This is a genomic window from Streptomyces sp. NPDC058308 (genome assembly GCF_042880275.1).
Taxonomy (GTDB): Bacteria; Actinomycetota; Actinomycetes; order Streptomycetales; family Streptomycetaceae; genus Streptomyces.
Genome location: NZ_JBHVZA010000008.1, coordinates 231867 through 251885 on the forward strand (window position 1 = coordinate 231867; position 20019 = coordinate 251885).

Here is a 20019-nt window from a genome sequence, read left to right on the forward strand (position 1 = left end):
CAAGCGTGTTCTAGTGGCCTGGACCACAGGTAAGCGGCGCGCAAGGGACTGCGTGGGCCCGCCACCCATCCCCGGTCACGCAAAGTGATCTCTTCCGGATCCGACGATCATGTGCTTAGACTGGCGAAGCTCAGAGAGTTGGCCGGACTCCAACGGGGGAATGTCGAGTGGCGAGTAGAAGCCTCTTCCATGCACACGATCGGGCATGTCGCGCATGAGTCGCCCGCGGGCGACGGAGCGATAGACGACGACCGGCGGGCGGCCTGCGATAGCCGGTGATCGGCACGTCAAGAGAGCACCCTGACTGCGGGAAGCCGTGCGGCGAGTTCCGCGACTTTCCCTTTCGCAGGTGGTGTCTCACTCATCTCGCTTGCCCGTGTTGCATTTCCTGTGAGAGCTTCTACCAGTATTTCCGCACTCCCCCGCCCGGAACCCTGCCATCAATCGAACGGGGGAAGTTGGTAAATGACAGCGCCCATAAGCACCTTGGACGCCCTGGACTCGGAAATAGTTCTCAAGTCGGTGGACGACGCGCTCGCGGACTTCCTGGCGGTGAAGAACAGCGCCACCGCCCAGCCGCACCTGCCGTATCTCTCGGGACTGGTACGGGATTTCCTGTCGGGCGGCAAGCGCATTCGCCCCCTGCTCTGTGCGACCGGCTGGCGGGCCATGGGCGGCGGTGACGACGACGAGCCGATGATCCAGATCGCCGCCTGTCTTGAGATGTTCCACGCCTTCGCGCTCATCCACGACGACGTCATGGACAACAGCGACACCCGCCGCGGCCGCTCCACCATTCACCGCACCATGGCGGCCCACCGCGCCACCTCCCGCGGGGCGGAAGAGGCCGACTGGTTCGGCGTGAGCGCCGCGGTCCTGCTCGGCGACCTCACGCTCACCTGGTCCGACGAGCTCCTCCACCAGGCCGGACTCACCCCCGGACAGCTCGCCGCGGTGCTGCCGCTCCTCGCCGAGATGCGCACCGAGCTGATGCTGGGCCAGTACCTCGACCTGCACGCCACCGGCGAACTGACGGCGGACGTCGACGCCACGCTGAACGTCTACCGGTACAAGACGGCCAAGTACACCATCGAGCGCCCCCTGCACATCGGTGCCGCCATGGCGGGCGCGGGCCCGGAGGCCATGGCCGCCTTCACCGCCTACGCGCTCCCCCTCGGCGAGGCGTTCCAGCTCCGCGACGACCTGCTCGGGGTGTACGGCGACCCGCTGATCACCGGGAAGTCGCGGATGGACGACCTGCGCGCGGGCAAGAACACCGCGCTGACCGCGCTCGCCCTCAGCGCCGCCGACGGCGAGCAGACCGCGCGGCTGCGCAGGCTGCTCGGCGACCCGCTGCTGGACGAGGAGGGCGCCGAAACCGTCCGCGGCATCTTCGAGGCGACCCGCGCCCGGGACGGTGTCGAGCGCATGATCGACGACCGCAGGCGAGAGGCGCTGCGCGCGCTCGACCGCGCCCCGTTCACCGCGGACACGGTGAACACCCTTGAGCAGATCACCCGCATGGCCATTGTGAGGGACTCATGACCACTGATATTTCCGCGCCCCAGAACACCGGACTCCCCGGCATGATGCGGCACTGGCAGGAGAGCACGAGGCAGTTCGCCGCCGCGTTCGAGCAGCACATCGGCCAGGCACCGCAGATGTGCCCGCTGACGGACGACGAGCTGCGCGAAGTCATCGACGCCTGCAACAAGGCGGTCGCGCCCTTCGGGAAGTCGGTCTCCGACGAACGCTGGATCTCCTACATGGACGTCGTCCGGTGGTCGCAGAGCGCGCGGCACATCCGGAACATGGAGGCTTTTAAGGCCGTCTGCATCCTGAATTGTGTCACCTTCGTGTGGGACGACATGGATCCGGCGCTGCACGACTTCGACGCGTTCCTGCCCGAACTGCGCGCCATTTGTGAGAAGTACTACAGCGAGGAAGACGCCCGTTTCGCCTTGGAAGGGGCCCGGGCATTCATCACCAGCGATCACATGTTCCGTGACTCGCCCATCAAGCAGGTGCTCTGCACCACCTCTCCGGAGCAGTACTTCAGGTTCCGTGTGACAGATGTCGGTGTTGACTTCTGGATGAAGATGTCCTACCCGATCTACGGTCATCGGGAGTTCACGGAACACGCGAAGTCGGGTCTGGCCGCTCGTATGACCACGCGTGGTCTCGCGATCGTCAACGACTTCTACTCGTACGACCGCGAGGTTTCGCTGGGGCAGATCACCAACTGCTTCCGGCTGTGCGATGTGTCGAACCAGAGTGAATTCGAGAAGTTCTTCAAGGAACGCCTGGACGACATCGTCGAGGACATGCGATGCATATCGGCTTTCGATGACATCACGCGAGATGTCCTGCTTGATCTCATCTACGGCAACTTCGTCTGGACCACGAGCAACAAGCGGTACAAAGCGGCCGTGAACAACGTCAACTCTCGTATTCAGTAGGGAAGCGGGAAACGTGACCACGGCGAAGGACTCCGCCAAACCGACCAAACCGACCCGTTCCTGGTCGTTCGGCACCGCACCGGGATCGGTCCCCCTCCTGGGGCACACGCTCTCGCTCTGGCGTCGCCCGCTGGACTTCCTGGCCTCGCTGCCCGCCCACGGGGACCTGGTCGAGATCAGGCTCGGGCCCAGCCGCGCCTATCTCGCCTGCCATCCCGAGCTCGTCCACCACGTCCTGGTGAACCCCCGCGTGTTCGACAAGGGCGGCGTCTTCGACAAGGCCCGCCAGTTGCTCGGCAACAGCCTTTCCGTGTCGCGCGGCGAGGACCACCGTTTCCAGCGGCGCGTCATCCAGCCCGCGTTCCACTCGACCCGGATCGCCGAGTACACCGCCGCGGTCGGCGACGACACGCGCGCCGCGATCGACTCCTGGCGGCCCGGGCAGGAGCAGGACATCGGCGAGGCCATGCACGCCCTCCTGATGCGGGTCGCCGCCAGGACGCTGTTCTCCACCGGCGTCGACGTGGCGACCATCGAGGAGGCCCGGCAGTGCCTGCGCACCGTCTCGCAGGGCATCTACAAGCGCACGGTCGCGCCGATCGGCCTGATGGAGAAGCTCCCCACCCCCGAGAACCGGCGCTACGCGTACGCGAACACCCGGCTGCGGGAGATCGTCGACACGATGATCAGTGAGCGGCGCCGGTCCGAGGAGGACCACGGCGACCTGCTCTCCACCCTCCTGCGGGCCGAACACCCGGAGTCCGGACAGCGCCTGACCGACGAGGAAGTCCTCGACCAGGTCGTCACCTTCCTGGTGGCGGGCAGCGAGACGACCGCGTCGACCCTCGCCTTCGTCTTCCATCTGCTGGGCGCGCACCCCGAGATCGAGCGGCGGGTGCACGAGGAGATCGACGCGGCCGTGGGGAGCCGTTCCCCGGTCTTCGACGACCTCCCGAAGCTGGAGTACACCCGCGCGGTCATCACCGAGGCGCTGCGGCTGTACCCGCCGTCCTGGATGTCCATGCGGGTGGCGGCGGTCGACACCGAGCTCGGCGGCCACCCCGTTCCGGCGGGCGCGATGGTCGTCTACAGCGCCTACGCCATGCACCACAACGCCGAACTCTTCCCCGAGCCGGAGAAGTTCGACCCCGACCGGTGGCTGGACGAGCGCGCCAAGGACGTCCCGCGCGGGGCCCTGCTGCCGTTCGGCGCGGGCAACCACAAGTGCATCGGCGACGTGCTCGCGCTCACCGAGACCGCCCTGATCGTGGCCACGATCGCCAGCCGCTGGCGTCTTCGCCCCGTCCCGGGCAGCGCGCTGCACCCGGAGCCGAAGGCCACCCTGGAAGCCGGCACGCTGCCCATGATCTGCGAACCACGCCGGCACTGAGGGGCCCGGTCCCCGCGGCACGACCGCCCGAAGCAGCGCACGACTGCCCGAAGCAGCGCACGACCGCCCGACCAGACGCATGCCAGCGAAGAGATGAAGGAGCCATGGGTACGAGGACCGCGCACCAGCAACCCGCGACACACAACTGGCGGTTCGCCACCGCGCCCGGCGGTCTGCCGTTGATCGGGCACGCCGTGCAGATGGCCCGCCGGCCGATGGAGTTCCTGTCCTCGCTGCCGGCCCACGGCGACCTGGTCGAACTGCGCCTCGGCCCCAACCGCGCCTTCCTGCCCTGCCATCCGGACCTGGTCCAGCAGGTACTGCTCAACGCACGCGTCTACGACACGGGCGGCCCGGTGAAGGAGAAGGCCCGCCCGATCCTGGGCAACGGCCTGATCACGTCCGACTGGGCGGACCACCGCAGACAGCGGCGCCTGGTGCAGCCCGCCTTCCACACCACCCGGCTCCCCGCGTACGCCGAGGTGATGCAGTACGAGAGCGAGGTCGAGGCCCGGGCGTGGGAGGCGGGACGGGCCATCGACGTCAGCAACACCATGCAGGCGCTGACCGCCCGGGTCACCGCCCGCGCGCTGTTCTCCACCGACATCGCGGGCAAGGCGGTCGCCGAGATCCAGCACTGCCTGCCGGTCATCGTGCACGGCGCGTACCTGCAGGCGATGGACCCCACCGGGCTCTTCGCGAAGCTCCCGATCGCGGCCAACCGGCGCTTCGAGCAGGCGCTGACCCGCATGCACCGGTTGATCAACCAGATCGTCGAGGACTACCGGCGGACCGACGACGACCGCGGCGACCTCCTTTCGGCCCTGCTCACCGCCGAGGACCCCGAGACCGGCGGGCGCCTCGACGACCAGGAGGTCCACGACCAGGTCATGACGCTGCTGCTCGCCGGAATCGAGACGACGGCCAGCGCCCTGGCGTGGACCTTCCATCTCCTCGGCGAAAATCCGAAGGTCGAGGCGGCCCTGCACGCCGAGCTGGACGAGGTGCTCGACGGCCGGACGCCCGTCTATGCCGACATCCCGAAGCTCGACTACAGCCGCCGGGTGTTCACCGAGAGCCTGCGCCTTTATCCCCCCGCCTGGCTCTACACCCGGACCACGACCGAGGCCACGGAGCTCGGGGGCCGGGGGCTTCCGCCGAACTCCGACATCCTGGTCAGCCCCTACGTCCTGCACCACAACCCCGAACTGTTCAGGGACCCCGAATCCTTCGACCCCGACCGGTGGCTTCCCGAGCGGGCGAAGGACGTGGCGCGCGGCTGCTACCTCCCCTTCGGGGCCGGCAGCCGCAAGTGCATCGGGGACGTGTTCGGCATGACGGAGGCCACCATCGCCCTGGCCACCATCGCCGGACGCTGGCGACTGCGCCCCGTACCGAACACGAAGATCCGGCCGCACCCGCACATGAGCCTCAGCGCGGGCCCGCTTCCCATGGTCCCGGAACGACGCTGAGACGCACGCCAACACGGCGCAAGAGCGCCGCCGCTAACTGCCGTTGATCACCTGCGTCACGCCGTTGATGATCTGCTGCACCGCGATGGCGGACAGCATCATGCCCGCGAGCCGGGTGACGAGCACCACGCCGCCGTCCTTGATGACGCGGATGATCAGCAGCGAGTACCGCATCACCAGCCAGAGCACCACGTGCATCGCCACGATCGCCGCCCAGACGGAGAGCTGCGTACCGACGCTGTCGGCGTCCTGGACGGCGAGGATGACGGAGACGATCGCGCCGGGCCCGGCGAGCAGCGGCATGCCGAGCGGCACGAGCGCGACGTTGACGTCCTTGGTCTGCTTCGGCTCGTCCGTCTTGCCGGTGAGCAGGTCGAGCGCGATGAGGAGCAGCAGCAGTCCGCCCGCGATCATCAGCGCGGGGACGGAGACGTGCAGGTAGTCGAGGATCTGGTGGCCCACGAGGCCGAAGACCGAGATGACGCCGAAGGCGACGCAGACGGCTTGGAAGGCCATCCGCTGCTGCACCTTGGCGGGCCTGCCCGCGGTCAGTCCGAGGAAGATCGGGGTGATCCCGGGCGGGTCCATGATCACGAACAGGGTGAGGAAAAGGGAGCCGAAGACGGCAACGTCGAACACAGTGATGGCCTTGCAGAGAGTCGTACGAAGGAGCCGTGCCGGGCGGCGCCGGGCGCAGGGCACGGCCGCCGCCGCCACGGAACCGGTGGATGCGGTGAAGTGAAGTGCGGTGATGTGAGGTGCGGTGGAGGACGGCCCTGCGCGGTGCGGGCCGTTACGCGGCGGGGCTTCCGCCGGCTCCCGGCACGGGGAACGCCCCGGTCGCGCGGCGGGTGATCTCGCCGTAGATCTCGGGGTCGGTGGTGAACTCCCCGAGCACACACGTCTTGCGGCTGCCGTGGTAGTCGCTTGAGCCGGTGACGAGCAGGCCGAGGTCCGCCGCGAGTCCGCGCAGCCTGGTGCGGGTCTCGGGGGTGTGGTCCATGTGGTCGACCTCGATGCCGTCGAGGCCTGCCGCCGCGAGCTCGGCTATCACCGTGTCGGACACGATCTTGCCGCGCTTGATGGCGCCGGGGTGCGCGAAGACGGTGACGCCGCCGGCCGCCTTCACCAGGCGGATCGCGTCGAAGGGGTCGAGCTCGTGCTTGTCGGCGAAGGCGCGGCCGCCGTCGGCGAGCCACTCCGCCGTGAAGGCGTCGGAGACGGTGGGCACGACGCCGAGGTCGACGAGCGCCTCGGCGATGTGCGGACGGCCGACCGAACCGTCGCCCGCGATCCGGGCGACCTGCTCCCAGGTCACCGGCACGCCGAGCCCCTGGAGCTTGCCGATCATCTCCTTGGCGCGCGGCACCCGGTCGTCGCGGACCAGTTCGCACTCGCGGGCGAGCTCGGGCTCCTCGGGGTCGAAGAGGTAGGCCAGCATGTGCAGGCCCATGCCGTCGAGGCTGAAGGAGAGCTCGGCGCCGGTCACGAGGGTCAACCCGGACGGCAGCTCGCGCAGGGCCTGCTTCGCCTCCGCGTGGCCCCGGGTGGTGTCGTGGTCGGTCAGCGCGACGACGTCGAGCCCGGCGGCCGCCGCGTTGCGGACCAGCTCGGCCGGGGTGTCCGTGCCGTCGGACGCAGTGGAGTGGGTGTGCAGATCGATGCGCACGACGCTGGCTCCAGTGCTCTGACGGGCGGAAGAAGGGGACGCTCAAGGATAACGGGAACCGGGCACCCTTCACCCCGCCCCTGACGAGGCATCGCTCACGGAGCGGACACGTACGGCATCAGGAGCCGCTCACCACAGCGCCCGCTCCCCCATCACCCGCTCGCCCCCCTCAGCGCTCACGGCGTCAGCCATCCCCGCTCACGGCGTCAGCAGCCGTGGCGACAGCGCCCCGCACGGCAGCAGGTCCACCTCCGCGCCCGCGTCCCGCAGATCGGTGAGGACCAGTTCGTCGTACATCAGGAGGCCCGACTGCTCCGGCCACGCGATGGCCCACAGCCACAGCCCGCACGCCTCGCCCGCGAACACGGCGCGGTCGTCCGGCGTCCCGGAGACGTGCCACATCGGCGTCGGCCGGCCGGCTGCGAGGACCTTGGTCTGCGGCGGCTTCTCGACGCTCATGTGCGGGCCGGGGTCGGGGCCGTCGATGCCCGCGTACCGCGCGCCGAGGCCGACGCCCAGCTCCTCGGCGACGAGCACGAGCTCCCCGACGCCGCCGAGCGGCGCGGGCCCCGAGCAGGCCACGGCCGTCGCACGGCCGCCGCTGCGGTCGTCGCCCGCGCAGGCCACCCCCGTGAACAGCCAGCCGACCGGCAGGGGCCACGGCATCCACACCGGCACCTGCGCGCGGTGCACCACGACCTGGAGGGCCTCGACGCTGGGCGGGATCACGGGCTGCAGCGGATGCACGGTGCCGTGCACGTCGCACTGCCAGGAGTCGGCAAAGAGACCGGGAGCCCTGACCCGGCCACCACACTTCGGGCAACTGGGTTCGCCCCTCATAGCGCCCAACGGTCCTCCCCGGCCGCCGCCCCGTCAAGGACGATCACCCGTCCGGTGGCCCTGTCACCAGGCAAAACTAGATGCAGCTTGCATCAGTTAGCCTGCCTAACTTAATGTGTGTATACATCAACGAACCAAGTGGGAAGCAGCGAAGGAGCGGCTGTATGCACAGCAGCACAGGAGACCCCGCCGAAGGGGACCCGTTCGACGCCGGGGCGGGCGGCCTCTTGCGCCAGCCGAAGGCCGTGTGGGCCACGGCGGGCGCGTCCGTCGTGGCGTTCATGGGCATCGGGCTCGTCGACCCGATCCTGCCGTCCATCGCCAAGGGCCTGGACGCGAGCGCCAGCCAGGTCTCCCTCCTCTTCACCTCGTACTTCCTGATCACCGCGGTCGCCATGCTGGTCACCGGCTTCGTCTCCAGCCGCATCGGCGGCAAGAAGACCCTGCTGCTCGGCCTCGCGCTCGTGGTGGTCTTCGCGGGCCTCTCCGGCACCTCGGGCTCGGTCGGCGAACTCGTCGGCTTCCGGGCGGGCTGGGGCCTCGGCAACGCGCTCTTCGTCTCCACCGCGCTCGCCGTCATCGTCGGCGCCGCGGCCGGGGGCAGCGCGGCCGCGATCCTGCTGTACGAGTCGGCGCTCGGCCTCGGCATGGCGTGCGGGCCCCTGGTCGGCGCGCTGCTCGGCGACGCCAGCTGGCGCTACCCCTTCTTCGGCACCGCGGTCCTGATGGCGATCGGCTTCCTCTGCATCACGGCGTTCCTCAAGGAGCAGCCGAAGCCCGCGAGGAAGACATCACTGCTCGACCCGGTCAAGGCGCTCGGCCACGGCGGGCTCGCCTCCGCGGCGGCCTCGGCGTTCTTCTACAACTACACGTTCTTCACCGTGCTGGCCTTCACGCCGTTCGTGCTCGACATGACCCCGTACAAGTCGGGCGCCGTGTTCTTCGCCTGGGGCGTGCTGCTCGCGGTCTTCTCGGTGCTCGTCGCGCCGCGGCTGCAGGCACGGCTCGGCTCGCTGAAGGTGCTCGGCGGCTCACTGATCCTGCTCGCGGCGGACGTCCTGGTGCTCGGCTACGGCAACCACGTCACGGCCGTCGTCTGCACGATCCTGTCCGGTGCCTTCATCGGCGTGAACAACACCGTGTACACCGAGCTCGCCCTCGGCGTCTCCGACGCGCCGCGCCCGGTGGCCAGCGCCGGCTACAACTTCGTGCGCTGGTTCGCGGCGGCCGCCGCCCCGTTCTTCGCGCCGAAGATCGAGGAGTGGAGCGACGTCCACATCCCGTTCGTGGTCGCGGCCGTCACGGCGGTGCTCGGCGCGGTCGTGGTCTGGGTGCGCAGGAACGCCCTCACGCACGAAGCCGAGGAACTGGAACCGAAGCACGCCACGGAGGACAGCGTCACGGTCTTCGCCAACTAAATGACGAGCGGTCGGACTTCAGTCCAATGACGAGCGGCCGGACTTCAGTCCAGGGACACGGACTTGCGCAGCGGATCGCGCAGGTCCGTGCCGCTGTTCAGCCACCGCTCCTGGAGGGCCGCCGCGCCGTGCACCCGCTTCCACGCCGCCTCGTTCGGCGTCATGGGGAGCAGCGGCAGAAAACGTACGGGCTCCATGGGGGCGTCGAGGCCGAGGTCCTCGACCAGACCGCCGGGCTCCGCGACGAGCACCGAGGTGAACGGCGCGCCGGGCCACAGCGGTTCGCCCACGTCCAGCGAGGCACCGGGCACCACGACCAGGCCCTCGACCTGCGGTGAGGCGGCGAGGACGGCGAGCGGGCGCAGCACCTTGTCCGTGTCGACGAGCCCCCCTCGTACCGAGAGGACCAGCTCGGCGCGCGGGCCCTTGACCGGGTCGGCAAGGGCGGCCGTGGGGTCGGTCATCGGCTGGGCGGACATGCCGAGCGTCGCGTAGCGCACGACGTCGCCGTCCGTGAACCGCAGCACCTCGACCCGGTCGGTGCCCAGGAAGGTCACCGCGGCGCGCGCGTCCGGTTCCCCCAGGCCAGTACGGAAATGGGCCTCGACCAGCGCAAGAACATCAGCCATGACGTGAGCATAGAACTCGTCAGGTAAGGGCAAAGCGGGGGCTTGACACTTCTGTCGGCTGATAGTGTTGGCCGCTGGCTCAGGGCAGCACGCAGAAGCGTCGCTTTCAAGCCCTGCAGACAGACACTGACTTTGCGCCACTGGCGTGAAGGGCGCATGGGACTTCCCTTACGGGGGACCGGCCGGAGGAGGTGGGGCTGCAATGGACCGAAGTCGACCGTGCAGTACCACCCGCTCTTCCGCCCGGTGAATCACGCAGCCCTGTAGCTGCGCACGCACACACACGCACCGCGAGCACTGTTCGTGCCGTGTGCGACGGAAGAGCACTCCGTTCCCACCTGATCTGTCTGAGTTCCCTGATCTGTGTCAGTAGCGAAGCTGCCACCGCGACGGTGCGGTGCTTCCCGCTTTGTGGACGTGCCAAACACTCCGCCATAGGACGTCCCCATTCCGGGCAGTTCCAACCGTCGCAGGCCGCCTCCGCCGAAGGAGCCTGCCCATGTCGATGATCCGCGACCTTCGTGCCGCCGTCCGCCCCTCGCTGCGCAAGGACGGCACCTCCTACCCTTCCTCCCCCGCGTCGTACGACACCTACGACGCGACCCGTGACGCCGCGTCAGCCGTCGTCGACTGCGCCGTCTACCGGGACGGCGCCCGCCTGGAGTGCGCCGACACCCTCACCCCGCACGAGGCCATGCTCGAGGTGCGCCGCCGCGGCGGCTTCGCCTGGATCGGCCTGCACGAGCCGACCGAGGCCGAATTCGCCGGTATCGCCGCCGAGTTCGGGCTGCACCCCCTCGCCGTCGAGGACGCGGTCCACGCCCACCAGCGCCCCAAGCTGGAGCGCTACGACGACACGCTGTTCACCGTCTTCAAGACCATCCACTACGTCGAGCACGCCGAACTCACCGCCACCAGCGAGGTCGTGGAGACCGGCGAGGTGATGTGCTTCACCGGCCGGGACTTCTTCATCACCGTGCGGCACGGCGGTCACGGCTCGCTGCGCACCCTGCGGCGCCGCCTCCAGGAAGACCCGGAGCTGCTCGGCAAGGGCCCCTCGGCGGTGCTGCACACCATCGCCGACCACGTCGTCGACGGGTACATCGCGGTCGCCGACGCCATGCAGGACGACATCGACGACGTGGAGAGCGAGGTGTTCTCCGCGCCGAGCAAGGGCAAGGGCACCTCGCGCGGCGTCGACGCCGGGCGGATCTACCAGCTCAAGCGCGAGGTCCTGGAGTTCAAGCGGGCCGTGTCGCCGCTGCTTCGCCCGATGCTGCTGCTCAGTGAGCGGCCGATGCGGCTCGTCGACCCCGACATCCAGAAGTACTTCCGTGACGTCGCCGACCACCTCACGCGCGTCCAGGAGCAGGTCATCGGCTTCGACGAGCTGCTCAACTCGATCCTGCAGGCCAACCTCGCGCAGGCCGCCGTCGCACAGAACGAGGACATGCGCAAGATCACCTCGTGGGCGGCGATCATCGCCGTTCCGACGGCCGTCTGCGGGGTCTACGGCATGAACTTCGACCACATGCCCGAACTGCACTGGCGGTACGGCTACCCGATGGTGCTCGCCCTCATCGGCGGCGTCTGCCTCGCGATCCACCGGACCCTGAAGCGCAACGGCTGGCTGTGACGGCCGGGGCCGGCCGCGGGGCGTCACTCGATAGGCTGCCGCCCATGACTGCTGACCCGCTCCTTGAGCGCGCCCTCGTCGAGGAGGCCACCAAGAAGTCCGGCCTCGTCTGGGTCCAGGGCGAGGGTTCGCCCGCCCGGGCGCTCTGGCACGTCTGGCACGAAGGCGCCGTGCACCTCGTGGGCGACGGGCCCGGCGAGCAGCCGCTGCCGGGGCTCGTCGACGGAGGCTCCGCCGAGGTGACCGTGCGCAGCAAGGACAAGGGCGGGCGTCTGGTCGCCTGGACGGCGGACGTGAGTGAGCTCGCGCCCGGCTCCCAGGAGTGGGAGGCGGCGGTCGCCGAGCTCAAGGGGAAGCGGCTGAACGCGCCGGATGCCGAGCGGGTCGCCGTGCGGTGGGCCGAGCAGTGCCGGGTCGTCCGGCTCACGCCGCGCGAGGTGACGACGGAACTGCCCTCGGGGTCTCTCGCGGCTGCGCCCTTGCCCACGGGGGTGACTACGCGGGAGCCGGTGCCGGACGCGTTGCCGCGGTTGCTGTTCCGGCGCAGGCGCCGCTGAGGAACGGGGCTGTTCTGCCCTGCGGGTGCGTTGTGGTTGCTCGCCCAGTTCCCCGCGCCCCTTGAGCACGCCCCTTCGGGGCGTTCGCGCAGTTCCCCGCGTCCCTGAACGGTTACGACGTCGGGAGTTGCTTCCCGTAGTCGACCATCTCGTCCTTGCCCGGCTCCTTGAGCGGGAAGTCCTCGTTCCAGTCGGTGAGCTTGAGGGTGCCCGCGTGGCCGCCCCGCTCCAGGCGCAGGGGATAGGGCTTGCCGTCCAGGGAGACCGAGAGCGTGCCGCCCGCGCCCTCGTCGCCGGTGATCTTGATGCTGCGCAGGCGGCCCGTCTTGCCGCGGTCGCCCTTGGCGAGCTGCCCGTGCAGGGTGAGCATGCCGCCCAGGAGCTTGTCCTTGTCCGTGAAGCCGCTCAGCTGCTGGTAGGCCGGGTCTCCCTGGGGGACCTTCACGTACTTGTCGTCCAGCTTGGCCGCGGCGGCCCCGTCACCACTCCCGGACTTCCCGTCGGCCGCGCCGCCGTCGTGCGTCCAGAACTCCGAGCCGGCCTTCAGATAGAGCTCATCGCCGACCCGCAGCAGCTGGAACGTCTGCCCCTTGGAGGTGACCGAGCCGGTGCCGCCCTCGCCCTTGAGGCGCATGTCGAGGGTGTACGTGTGGTTCTTGCTCACCACCGTGCCGGAGAGCCGGACCGCGGACGCCGCCTCGGCCGCCCTGTCCGCCTTTCCCTGGATCTTCGACGCGGAGAGCTTTCCGACGCCGTTCGTCCCCGCGTCGGGGTCCTCGCCGCCGCCACAGCCCGTCAGACTCGTGGACGCCGCCACCAGGCCCGCGCACATCGCGCTCACGAACGCTGCCCTGCGGGCGCGGCTGGCCAGGGGAAGTACGGTCACAGGTGGCGCTGCCTCTCGTGCGGACGACCTCTACGGCTTCGGCAGTACGGCAGCGTACCCGGGACGGGCGCATCGATCGGAGGCAGTCCGTCCGGACCCTCCGCCGGGGCGTGTCCGACCGGGACGGGCTAGCCTGAAGCCCGTATTGACGGATCAAACGGCATGAACCCCCCGGCCTGAAGGAGGCGCACGCATGGCGGCAGGCGCCCCCAGGGTCTTCGTGTCACACCTCTCCGGCATCTCCGTCTTCGACCCGAACGGCGATCAGGTGGGCCGGGTGCGCGACCTGGTGACGATGCTCCGGGTGGGCCGCAGGCCCCCGCGGCTGCTCGGCCTCGTGGTCGAGCTGTCGACGCGGCGCCGCATCTTCCTGCCGATGACCCGCGTCACCGGCATCGAGTCGGGCCAGGTCATCACCACCGGCGTGCTCAACGTACGGCGCTTCGAGCAGCGGCCCACCGAGCGGCTCGTCCTCGGCGAGATGCTCGACCGCCGGGTCCATCTGGTCGAGACCGGCGAGGAGGTGACCGTCCTCGACGTGTCGGTGCAGCAGCTGCCCGCACGCCGCGACTGGGAGATCGACCGGGTCTTCGTACGCAAGGGCAAGGGCGGCACCTTCCGGCGCAAGGGCGAGACCCTCACCGTCGAGTGGGCCGCCGTGGACGGCTTCTCCCTGGAGGAGCACGGCCAGGGCGCCGAGAACCTCCTCGCCACCTTCGAGCAGCTGCGCCCCGCCGACCTCGCCAACGTCCTGCACCACCTCTCCCCCAAGCGACGGACCGAGGTGGCCGCCGCCCTCGACGACGACCGGCTCGCCGACGTCCTGGAGGAGCTCCCCGAGGACGACCAGATCGAGATCCTCGGCAAGCTCCAGGAGGAGCGCGCGGCCGACGTCCTGGAGGCCATGGACCCCGACGACGCGGCCGACCTCCTCGCCGAGCTGCCCGAGGAGGACAAGGAACGCCTGCTCACCCTGATGCAGCCGGACGACGCGGCCGACGTGCGGCGCCTGATGGCCTACGAGGAGCGCACGGCCGGCGGCCTGATGACGACCGAGCCGATCGTGCTGCGGCCCGACGCGACGGTCGCCGACGCCCTCGCGCGGGTGCGCATGGAGGACCTCTCCCCCGCGCTCGCCGCCCAGGTGTACGTGTGCCGGCCGCCGGACGAGACGCCGACGGGCAAGTACCTGGGCACGGTGCACTTCCAGCGGCTGCTGCGCGATCCGCCGTACACGCTGGTCGGCTCGATCCTCGACGACGACCTGCAGCCGCTCGCCCCGGGCGCCACGCTGCCCGCCGTCGCCGGGTTCTTCGCCACGTACGACATGGTGGCGGCGCCCGTGGTCGACGAGGGCGGCTCGCTGCTCGGGGCGGTCACCGTCGACGACGTGCTCGACCACATGCTGCCCGACGACTGGCGCGAGACGGAGTTCCACCTGGAGGAGGAAGGAGCGGGCCATGGCGGCTGACCGTGAGCGCGACAACCGCGCCGAGCCGCGGAGCCCGCGATTCCGGCTGGACCAGCCGAGGACCCCGCGCCCCAAGCTCCTGCCCGACTACGACCCGGAGGCCTTCGGCCGGCTCTCGGAGCGCATCGCCCGCTTCCTCGGCACCGGCAGGTTCATCGTCTGGATGACGGTCGTCATCATCCTGTGGGTGGTGTGGAACGTCGCGGCCCCCGACCACCTGCGCTTCGACCACTACCCGTTCATCTTCCTCACCCTGATGCTGTCGCTGCAGGCGTCGTACGCCGCTCCGCTGATCCTCCTCGCCCAGAACCGCCAGGACGACCGCGACCGCGTCAACCTGGAACAGGACCGCAAGCAGAACGAACGGTCGATCGCGGACACCGAGTACCTCACCCGCGAGATCGCCTCGCTGCGCATGGGCCTCGGCGAGGTGGCGACCCGCGACTGGATCCGCTCCGAGCTCCAGGACCTGGTCAAGGAGCTGGAGGAGCAGCGCGCGCTCTTCCCGCCGGACGGTTCGCGCGGGAGTGATGTAGGCGACCGCTGACAGGCCTTTCCCGGGCGGGGTTACCGCGCCGTACTATCGGTCGTATGGCTACGGAAGACGCGGTGCGTGAAGCACTGTCGACGGTGAACGACCCCGAGATCCAGCGACCCATCACCGAGTTGGGGATGGTCAAATCGGTGGATATCGCCGCTGACGGGGCGGTAGCGGTCACCGTGTACCTGACCGTCTCCGGCTGCCCGATGCGCGAGACGATCACCAAGAACGTGACCGACGCGGTCGCCGCCGTCGAGGGCGTCACGCGCGTCGACGTCACCCTCGACGTGATGAGCGACGAGCAGCGCAAGGAGCTGGCGGCCGCGCTGCGCGGCGGCACCGCCGAGCGCGAGGTCCCCTTCGCCAAGCCCGGCTCGCTGACCCGCGTCTACGCGGTCGCGTCCGGCAAGGGCGGCGTCGGCAAGTCCTCGGTGACGGTGAACCTCGCGGCCGCGATGGCTGCGGACGGTCTGAAGGTCGGCGTCGTCGACGCCGACATCTACGGCCACTCCGTGCCGCGCATGCTGGGCGCCGACGGCAAACCCACCCAGGTCGAGAACATGATCATGCCGCCGTCTGCGCACGGCGTGAAGGTCATCTCCATCGGCATGTTCACCCCGGGCAACGCCCCGGTCGTCTGGCGCGGCCCGATGCTCCACCGCGCGCTCCAGCAGTTCCTCGCGGACGTCTTCTGGGGCGACCTGGACGTCCTCCTCCTCGACCTGCCGCCGGGCACCGGCGACATCGCGATCTCGGTCGCCCAGCTCGTCCCGAACGCCGAGATCCTGGTGGTCACCACGCCGCAGCAGGCGGCCGCCGAGGTCGCCGAGCGCGCCGGTTCCATCGCCGTGCAGACCCACCAGAAGATCGTGGGCGTGGTCGAGAACATGTCCGGGCTGCCCTGCCCGCACTGCGGCGAGATGGTCGACGTCTTCGGCACCGGCGGCGGTCAGAGCGTCGCCGAGGGCCTCACGAGGACGACGGGCGCGACGGTGCCGGTCCTCGGCTCCATCCCGATCGACGTCCGCCTGCGCGAGGGCGGCGACGAGGGCAAGCCGGTCGTCCTCACCGACCCGGACTCCCCCGCGGGCGCGGCTCTGCGCACGATCGCCGGCAAACTGGGCGGCCGCCAGCGAGGCCTCGCAGGCATGACCCTGGGAATCACCCCCCGCAACAAGTTCTGACCCCGTACACCCCGTCGTCGCCCCCAGGCAGCGGGGGCGGGCCGCGCAGTTCCCCGCGCCCCTAAGAGCGCCCTACGGGCGCACGCATCAGGGGCGCGGGGAACTGCGCGAGCAACCACGCCGAACCCGCAGATCCCCACCACCCCAGCCCCACAGATCAGGGGCGCGGGGAACTGCGCAAGCAACCCCCACGGACCCGCAGAGCCCCACCAACTCCCGCACACGGGGAAGGGGGCGCCGTCACCCCGACGACGCCCCCTTCCCCGTACAGCCCGCCGCCCTAGGCGTACGCTCCGATGTCCCCAATCACCGAAAACCCCAGCCCATAAGCGCTCATCCCCCGCCCGTACGCCCCCAGATGCACGCCCTCCTTCGTGGAGCCCGCGAGGACCCAGCCGTACTCGGACTCGCGGTAGTGGAACGGGGTCGGCGCCCCGTCCACCGGCAGGGACAGCGACGACCAGTCGGAGCCCTCCAGGTCGTCGGCGAGGACCCAGGCCGTCTCCGTCTGCTGGTCGAGCCAGTCGTCGCGCAGGGTGTGGTCCATCTGGATGGGCCAGGTGAACGACAGCAGGCCGACCCCGGCGAGCCAGGCCGCGGAGGACACCGAGGTGGCCTCAAGGACACCCGTACCGTCCGCGCTGCGCCGAACGGGGCTGGCCGCGACGGTCACCACGACCGCGAAGCGTTCCTTGTCGCTGTTGCCGAGGACGCCGTCGGCACGGACGGACGGCTCCTCGCCGTGTCCGATCGAACCGTGCTCCACGGTGCCGTCCGACGTCGCGCCGACCTGCATCAGCCAGCGCTGCCCCGTGAAGGCCTCGTCCAGGCCGTACCAGGGGAAGGGCGCCAGCAGGTAGCCGTCGATCGTGCGCCGGGCGGAGGGCACCGCTTGTGCGGTGCCGTCCGCGACCGGCGCCTGCGCGCCCACCCGACTAGTCGTCTCCATGTACCCGGCCGCCTCCTCGCTCTCGTGTGTCCGGAGCGGCCCGCCCCCCTCGGGCGTCCTCACGCCGGACAACAAGGCAGGATAGCCACACCTGTTGGCGGCGGCAGTTCAGGCGATGCCTCAGGTGGCGTCCGCGTCGAACGGCGGCGGGTCGCCCGCGTCGAGCTTCCTGGGCTCCGCGGACTTCTTCTGCATGTCGACGCGGGCTCCGCCGGAAGAGGTGCCCGCGGCCTCCGAACCGGCTTCGGAGGAGTCGCTGTCGCGGCCGTGCACGGCGTCCGCGACCTCGTTCATCTCCTTCTTCAGGTCGAAGCCGTTGCGGATTTCCTTGATCCCGAGCTCGTCGCTGTCGAGATGCTTGCGGATGAACTTCTTGGGGTTCAGGTCGTCGAACTCGAAGTCCTTGAACTCCGGGCCCAGCTCCTCGCGGATGTCCGCCTTCGCGCTGTCGGAGAACTCGCGGATCTTGCGGATCGTGCGGGAGATGTCCTGAATGACCTTCGGCAGCTTGTCCGGACCGAAAATGAGCACGGCGAGGACGACCAGCGCCACTATCTCGAGTGCGCCAATGTCATTGAACACCTAGAGCTCCTTGCGATGTCCTCAGCCCGCAGCAGGTCGTCCGTGCATGGTCCGTGCGTGGATGGCAGGTGGTGCGCAGCAGGTCTTGCATGGTCCGGACCGGAACCACGGTACCCGCCGCCCATGTCCGTCCGGTAGCCGCTGCACGACAACGCGGATCAGTCCTGGCCAGTCCTTTACCCGGACTCCACCGTCCGCCCGGCCCGCACCGCCGCTCAGTCGCCGCCGGCCGAGCCGAGCACCAGGGTGACCTCGCGGTCGTCGCCGCCCCGCTCGACCGTCAGCCGCAGGCGGTCCTTCGGGCGGTGCGCGCGGACCTTGACGATCAGTTCGTCACTGGAGTGCACGGGGCGGCCGTCGACCTCGGTGATGACGTCGCCCGGCCTGAGACCCGCCTTGTCACCGGGGCCGTCGCTGTTGACCGACGGGCCGCCGTTCTTGCCCTTGTCCGCGATCCGGGCGCCGTCGCCGGTGAACTGGCTGTCGAGCGTGACGCCTATCACGGGGTGCGTCGCCCTGCCGAAGTTGATCAGCTCTTCGGCGACGCGCTTGCCCTGGTTGACGGGTATGGCGAAGCCGAGGCCGATGGAGCCCGCCTGGCCGCCGGTGGGGGCGGAACCCTCGTCCGCCGAGCGGATGGCGCTGTTGATGCCGATGACGCGTGCCCTGGAGTCGACGAGGGGACCGCCGGAGTTGCCGGGGTTGATGGGAGCGTCGGTCTGCAGGGCGTCCACGTACGAGACGTCGCTGCCGTCGCCCTTCTCGCCGCCCGCGGTGATGGGCCGCTCCTTGGCGCTGATGATCCCGGAGGTCACGGTGTTCTCCAGGTCGAAGGGGGCGCCGATGGCCACGACGGGGTCGCCGACCTGGACGTTCTCTGAGTTGCCGAGGGCCAGGGGCTTCAGGCCGTGCACGTTGGACACCTTGACGACCGCGAGGTCGTAGCCGGAATCGCGGCCGATGACCTCGGCCTTGGCGGTCTCGCCGCCGCTGAAGGTGACCGAAACCTCGCCACCGGTGCCCGCGGGCTCGACGACGTGGTTGTTGGTGAGGATGTGGCCCTTGGCGTCGAGGACGAAGCCGGTGCCGGTGCCCTGTGCGGAGTCGCCGCTGACGTGGAGGGTCACGACGCCTGGCAGGGCGGCCGACGCGATGCCGGCGACGCTGTCCTTGGGGCGGTCCGCGGATTCGGCGCCCGGCTGGCGGAGCTCGATGTCGTCGGCGCCGTTGCGTTCGAGGTACGAGCCGACCGCGCCGCCGATGAGGCTGGACACGAGAGCGATCACGACCGCCCCGCCGACCAGCATCCGCTTCCCCCGCTTGCGCCGCTTCTCCGCGGTCTCCGGAGGCAGCGAGCCGATCTGCTGGAGGGGCGCGTTCCACGGGTCGTAGGGCTGCCGGGCCTGCGGGAGCTGCGGGGCCTGAGGGAGCTGCGGGGGCGCCTGAGGGTGGGTGACGGTGTCGTACGGGGGCGGGGCGGTCCCGGGGGCCGGCGTGCCGTGCGCGGGCGTCCCGTGGGCCGGGTCGCCGCCCGGCGCGGCGGGGGGAAGGGCGGTGCCGCGGGCCGGAGTCGCCCCGGGGTGCTGCACCGGCGGCGCGGGCGCCCAAGGTCCCGGCTCGCCGTAGGGCGGAGTGCTGTACGGATCCGGGTCGTGCAGGGGCCGCGGGCGCCCCGCGGGGGCCGCCGTCGCGTCCTGGGCCGGCGGATGCTGTGCGGGAACGGGGGCGGGCGTCCCCCCGTCCGTGGTCCTGGTCCCGTACGGGGCACCGGCGGCCGGTATGGGGCCGCCGGGGGTTCCGCCGTGCGGGGCGGGGGCGGGGGCGGCGGCCGCGGTGCCGACGGACTGGGACGGCGCTCCCGCATCCGGCACCGGAGCGTCCAGGTTCCAGCCGTCCTGCGCCGGGGCGCCCGGGGCCGGGGTGGCGGGGGCCTGCCCGGGGAAGACGGCGGGCCGGGGCTGCGGTTCCGCGGCCTGGTCGGGGGCGCCCGGAGCCGGGTCGGCGGGCGCCAGGCCAGGGAGAGCGGCGGCCGTGTCATCAGGCTGCGGCTGCGCTCCCGCGTCCTGCGGCAGAGCACTTGGAGCCTGCGTCAGCGGCTGCTCCGGAAGCGGAGCCGGGGTGGCGGGGGCCTGACCGGGGAAGTCAGCGGCCGCCTCGGCGGCCCCGGGCTGCGGTTCCGGGGCCTCGGCCGGGGTGACCGGAGCGTGCGTCAGCGGCTGCTCCGGGGCCGGGGCAGAGTCCTCGGCGGGCAACTGATCCGCCGAGCCCGGCACTTCCGGCCGGGGGCGACTCCACCAATTCGCCTTCGTGGGCTTCCCCTCGTCCATGTTCTCCCC

At 70.4% G+C, this 20019-nt stretch carries 18 protein-coding genes; 10 read left to right on the forward strand and 8 right to left on the reverse strand.

Annotated elements, in window-relative coordinates; translation table 11 throughout:
* The first annotated feature begins 465 nt into the window (after positions 1 to 465).
* The 4 genes from ACFVYL_RS14035 (at position 466) to ACFVYL_RS14050 (ending at position 5321) form a co-directional block, all read left to right on the forward strand.
* Positions 466 to 1545: a polyprenyl synthetase family protein gene (locus ACFVYL_RS14035; protein WP_389715346.1), complete on the forward strand. Its 1080-nt coding sequence runs from the start codon at positions 466 to 468 to the stop codon at positions 1543 to 1545.
* Entirely contained in the window at positions 1542 to 2459 is a 918-nt protein-coding gene (locus ACFVYL_RS14040; protein ID WP_389715347.1) for a terpene synthase family protein, read from the forward strand. Before ACFVYL_RS14035 ends, ACFVYL_RS14040 begins: the two co-directional genes overlap by 4 nt.
* A 13-nt stretch (positions 2460 to 2472) precedes the next feature.
* On the forward strand, positions 2473 to 3849 hold the full coding sequence (locus tag ACFVYL_RS14045) for a cytochrome P450 (protein WP_389715348.1): 1377 nt from the start codon (positions 2473 to 2475) through the stop codon (positions 3847 to 3849).
* A gap of 104 nt (positions 3850 to 3953) precedes the next feature.
* Positions 3954 to 5321, forward strand: coding sequence for a cytochrome P450 (locus ACFVYL_RS14050; RefSeq protein ID WP_389715350.1), 1368 nt, complete (start codon positions 3954 to 3956; stop codon positions 5319 to 5321).
* Between the two features lie 33 nt (positions 5322 to 5354).
* On the opposite strand, the gene ACFVYL_RS14055 is transcribed toward ACFVYL_RS14050, so the two are convergent.
* From ACFVYL_RS14055 to ACFVYL_RS14065, 3 genes are all read right to left on the reverse strand, one after another.
* On the reverse strand, positions 5355 to 5960 hold the full coding sequence (locus ACFVYL_RS14055) for a MarC family protein (RefSeq protein ID WP_389715352.1): 606 nt from the start codon (positions 5958 to 5960) through the stop codon (positions 5355 to 5357).
* A gap of 154 nt (positions 5961 to 6114) precedes the next feature.
* Positions 6115 to 6990 carry a PHP domain-containing protein gene (locus tag ACFVYL_RS14060; RefSeq protein ID WP_389715354.1) on the reverse strand — a complete coding sequence of 292 codons (876 nt, stop codon included), beginning with the start codon at positions 6988 to 6990 and terminating at the stop codon, positions 6115 to 6117.
* A 198-nt stretch (positions 6991 to 7188) separates the two neighbouring features.
* The gene (locus ACFVYL_RS14065) at positions 7189 to 7830 is read right to left on the reverse strand and encodes a DUF6758 family protein (RefSeq protein ID WP_389715356.1); all 642 of its coding nucleotides are present in this window, start codon (positions 7828 to 7830) and stop codon (positions 7189 to 7191) included.
* Between the two features lie 164 nt (positions 7831 to 7994).
* On the opposite strand from ACFVYL_RS14065, the gene ACFVYL_RS14070 reads away from it, so the two are divergent.
* A complete protein-coding gene (locus tag ACFVYL_RS14070; protein ID WP_389715357.1) occupies positions 7995 to 9248 on the forward strand; it encodes an MFS transporter in 1254 nt (417 codons plus the stop codon).
* 44 nt (positions 9249 to 9292) lie between these two features.
* On the opposite strand, the gene ACFVYL_RS14075 is transcribed toward ACFVYL_RS14070, so the two are convergent.
* Positions 9293 to 9877, reverse strand: a complete 585-nt coding sequence (locus ACFVYL_RS14075; protein WP_389715359.1) for a suppressor of fused domain protein — start codon at positions 9875 to 9877, stop codon at positions 9293 to 9295.
* A gap of 499 nt (positions 9878 to 10376) precedes the next feature.
* On the opposite strand from ACFVYL_RS14075, the gene ACFVYL_RS14080 reads away from it, so the two are divergent.
* Together ACFVYL_RS14080 and ACFVYL_RS14085 are read left to right on the forward strand one after the other, a co-directional pair.
* The gene (locus ACFVYL_RS14080; protein WP_389715361.1) at positions 10377 to 11513 is read left to right on the forward strand and encodes a magnesium and cobalt transport protein CorA; all 1137 of its coding nucleotides are present in this window, start codon (positions 10377 to 10379) and stop codon (positions 11511 to 11513) included.
* Between the two features lie 44 nt (positions 11514 to 11557).
* Positions 11558 to 12070, forward strand: coding sequence for a hypothetical protein (locus ACFVYL_RS14085; RefSeq protein WP_389715362.1), 513 nt, complete (start codon positions 11558 to 11560; stop codon positions 12068 to 12070).
* Between the two features lie 112 nt (positions 12071 to 12182).
* On the opposite strand, the gene ACFVYL_RS14090 is transcribed toward ACFVYL_RS14085, so the two are convergent.
* Entirely contained in the window at positions 12183 to 12956 is a 774-nt protein-coding gene (locus ACFVYL_RS14090) for a hypothetical protein (protein ID WP_389715363.1), read from the reverse strand.
* 193 nt (positions 12957 to 13149) lie between these two features.
* Here ACFVYL_RS14090 and ACFVYL_RS14095 point away from each other — a divergent pair, with 193 nt between their 5' ends.
* The 3 genes from ACFVYL_RS14095 to ACFVYL_RS14105 are packed head-to-tail and all read left to right on the forward strand — an operon-like array spanning position 13150 to position 16152.
* Positions 13150 to 14427: a magnesium transporter MgtE N-terminal domain-containing protein gene (locus ACFVYL_RS14095; RefSeq protein ID WP_389715365.1), complete on the forward strand. Its 1278-nt coding sequence runs from the start codon at positions 13150 to 13152 to the stop codon at positions 14425 to 14427.
* The gene (locus tag ACFVYL_RS14100; protein WP_389715367.1) at positions 14417 to 14974 is read left to right on the forward strand and encodes a DUF1003 domain-containing protein; all 558 of its coding nucleotides are present in this window, start codon (positions 14417 to 14419) and stop codon (positions 14972 to 14974) included. Before ACFVYL_RS14095 ends, ACFVYL_RS14100 begins: the two co-directional genes overlap by 11 nt.
* Before the next feature lie 44 nt (positions 14975 to 15018).
* Positions 15019 to 16152, forward strand: a complete 1134-nt coding sequence (locus tag ACFVYL_RS14105; protein WP_389715368.1) for an Mrp/NBP35 family ATP-binding protein — start codon at positions 15019 to 15021, stop codon at positions 16150 to 16152.
* A gap of 280 nt (positions 16153 to 16432) precedes the next feature.
* Here the strand turns inward: ACFVYL_RS14105 and ACFVYL_RS14110 are convergent, their stop codons facing one another.
* The 3 genes from ACFVYL_RS14110 to ACFVYL_RS14120 form a co-directional block, all read right to left on the reverse strand.
* Positions 16433 to 17101: a hypothetical protein gene (locus tag ACFVYL_RS14110; protein WP_389715370.1), complete on the reverse strand. Its 669-nt coding sequence runs from the start codon at positions 17099 to 17101 to the stop codon at positions 16433 to 16435.
* Positions 17102 to 17221: 120 nt separating this feature from the next.
* Positions 17222 to 17683, reverse strand: coding sequence for a sec-independent translocase (locus ACFVYL_RS14115; RefSeq protein WP_389715372.1), 462 nt, complete (start codon positions 17681 to 17683; stop codon positions 17222 to 17224).
* Between the two features lie 215 nt (positions 17684 to 17898).
* Complete coding sequence (locus tag ACFVYL_RS14120) at positions 17899 to 20010, reverse strand: trypsin-like peptidase domain-containing protein (protein ID WP_389715374.1); 2112 nt, start codon at positions 20008 to 20010, stop codon at positions 17899 to 17901.
* Positions 20011 to 20019: the final 9 nt, after the last annotated feature.

What these genes read in the sequence shown, in the direction of transcription:
- ACFVYL_RS14050 (WP_389715350.1), top strand. Translation starts at nt 3,954, where the DNA reads ATGGGTACGAGGACCGCGCACCAGCAACCCGCGACACACAACTGGCGG.
- ACFVYL_RS14110 (WP_389715370.1), bottom strand. Translation starts at nt 17,101, where the DNA reads ATGGAGACGACTAGTCGGGTGGGCGCGCAGGCGCCGGTCGCGGACGGC.
- ACFVYL_RS14035 (WP_389715346.1), top strand. Translation starts at nt 466, where the DNA reads ATGACAGCGCCCATAAGCACCTTGGACGCCCTGGACTCGGAAATAGTT.
- ACFVYL_RS14040 (WP_389715347.1), top strand. Translation starts at nt 1,542, where the DNA reads ATGACCACTGATATTTCCGCGCCCCAGAACACCGGACTCCCCGGCATG.
- ACFVYL_RS14100 (WP_389715367.1), top strand. Translation starts at nt 14,417, where the DNA reads ATGGCGGCTGACCGTGAGCGCGACAACCGCGCCGAGCCGCGGAGCCCG.
- ACFVYL_RS14070 (WP_389715357.1), top strand. Translation starts at nt 7,995, where the DNA reads ATGCACAGCAGCACAGGAGACCCCGCCGAAGGGGACCCGTTCGACGCC.
- ACFVYL_RS14065 (WP_389715356.1), bottom strand. Translation starts at nt 7,830, where the DNA reads ATGAGGGGCGAACCCAGTTGCCCGAAGTGTGGTGGCCGGGTCAGGGCT.
- ACFVYL_RS14085 (WP_389715362.1), top strand. Translation starts at nt 11,558, where the DNA reads ATGACTGCTGACCCGCTCCTTGAGCGCGCCCTCGTCGAGGAGGCCACC.
- ACFVYL_RS14105 (WP_389715368.1), top strand. Translation starts at nt 15,019, where the DNA reads ATGGCTACGGAAGACGCGGTGCGTGAAGCACTGTCGACGGTGAACGAC.
- ACFVYL_RS14075 (WP_389715359.1), bottom strand. Translation starts at nt 9,877, where the DNA reads ATGGCTGATGTTCTTGCGCTGGTCGAGGCCCATTTCCGTACTGGCCTG.
- ACFVYL_RS14120 (WP_389715374.1), bottom strand. Translation starts at nt 20,010, where the DNA reads ATGGACGAGGGGAAGCCCACGAAGGCGAATTGGTGGAGTCGCCCCCGG.
- ACFVYL_RS14095 (WP_389715365.1), top strand. Translation starts at nt 13,150, where the DNA reads ATGGCGGCAGGCGCCCCCAGGGTCTTCGTGTCACACCTCTCCGGCATC.
- ACFVYL_RS14080 (WP_389715361.1), top strand. Translation starts at nt 10,377, where the DNA reads ATGTCGATGATCCGCGACCTTCGTGCCGCCGTCCGCCCCTCGCTGCGC.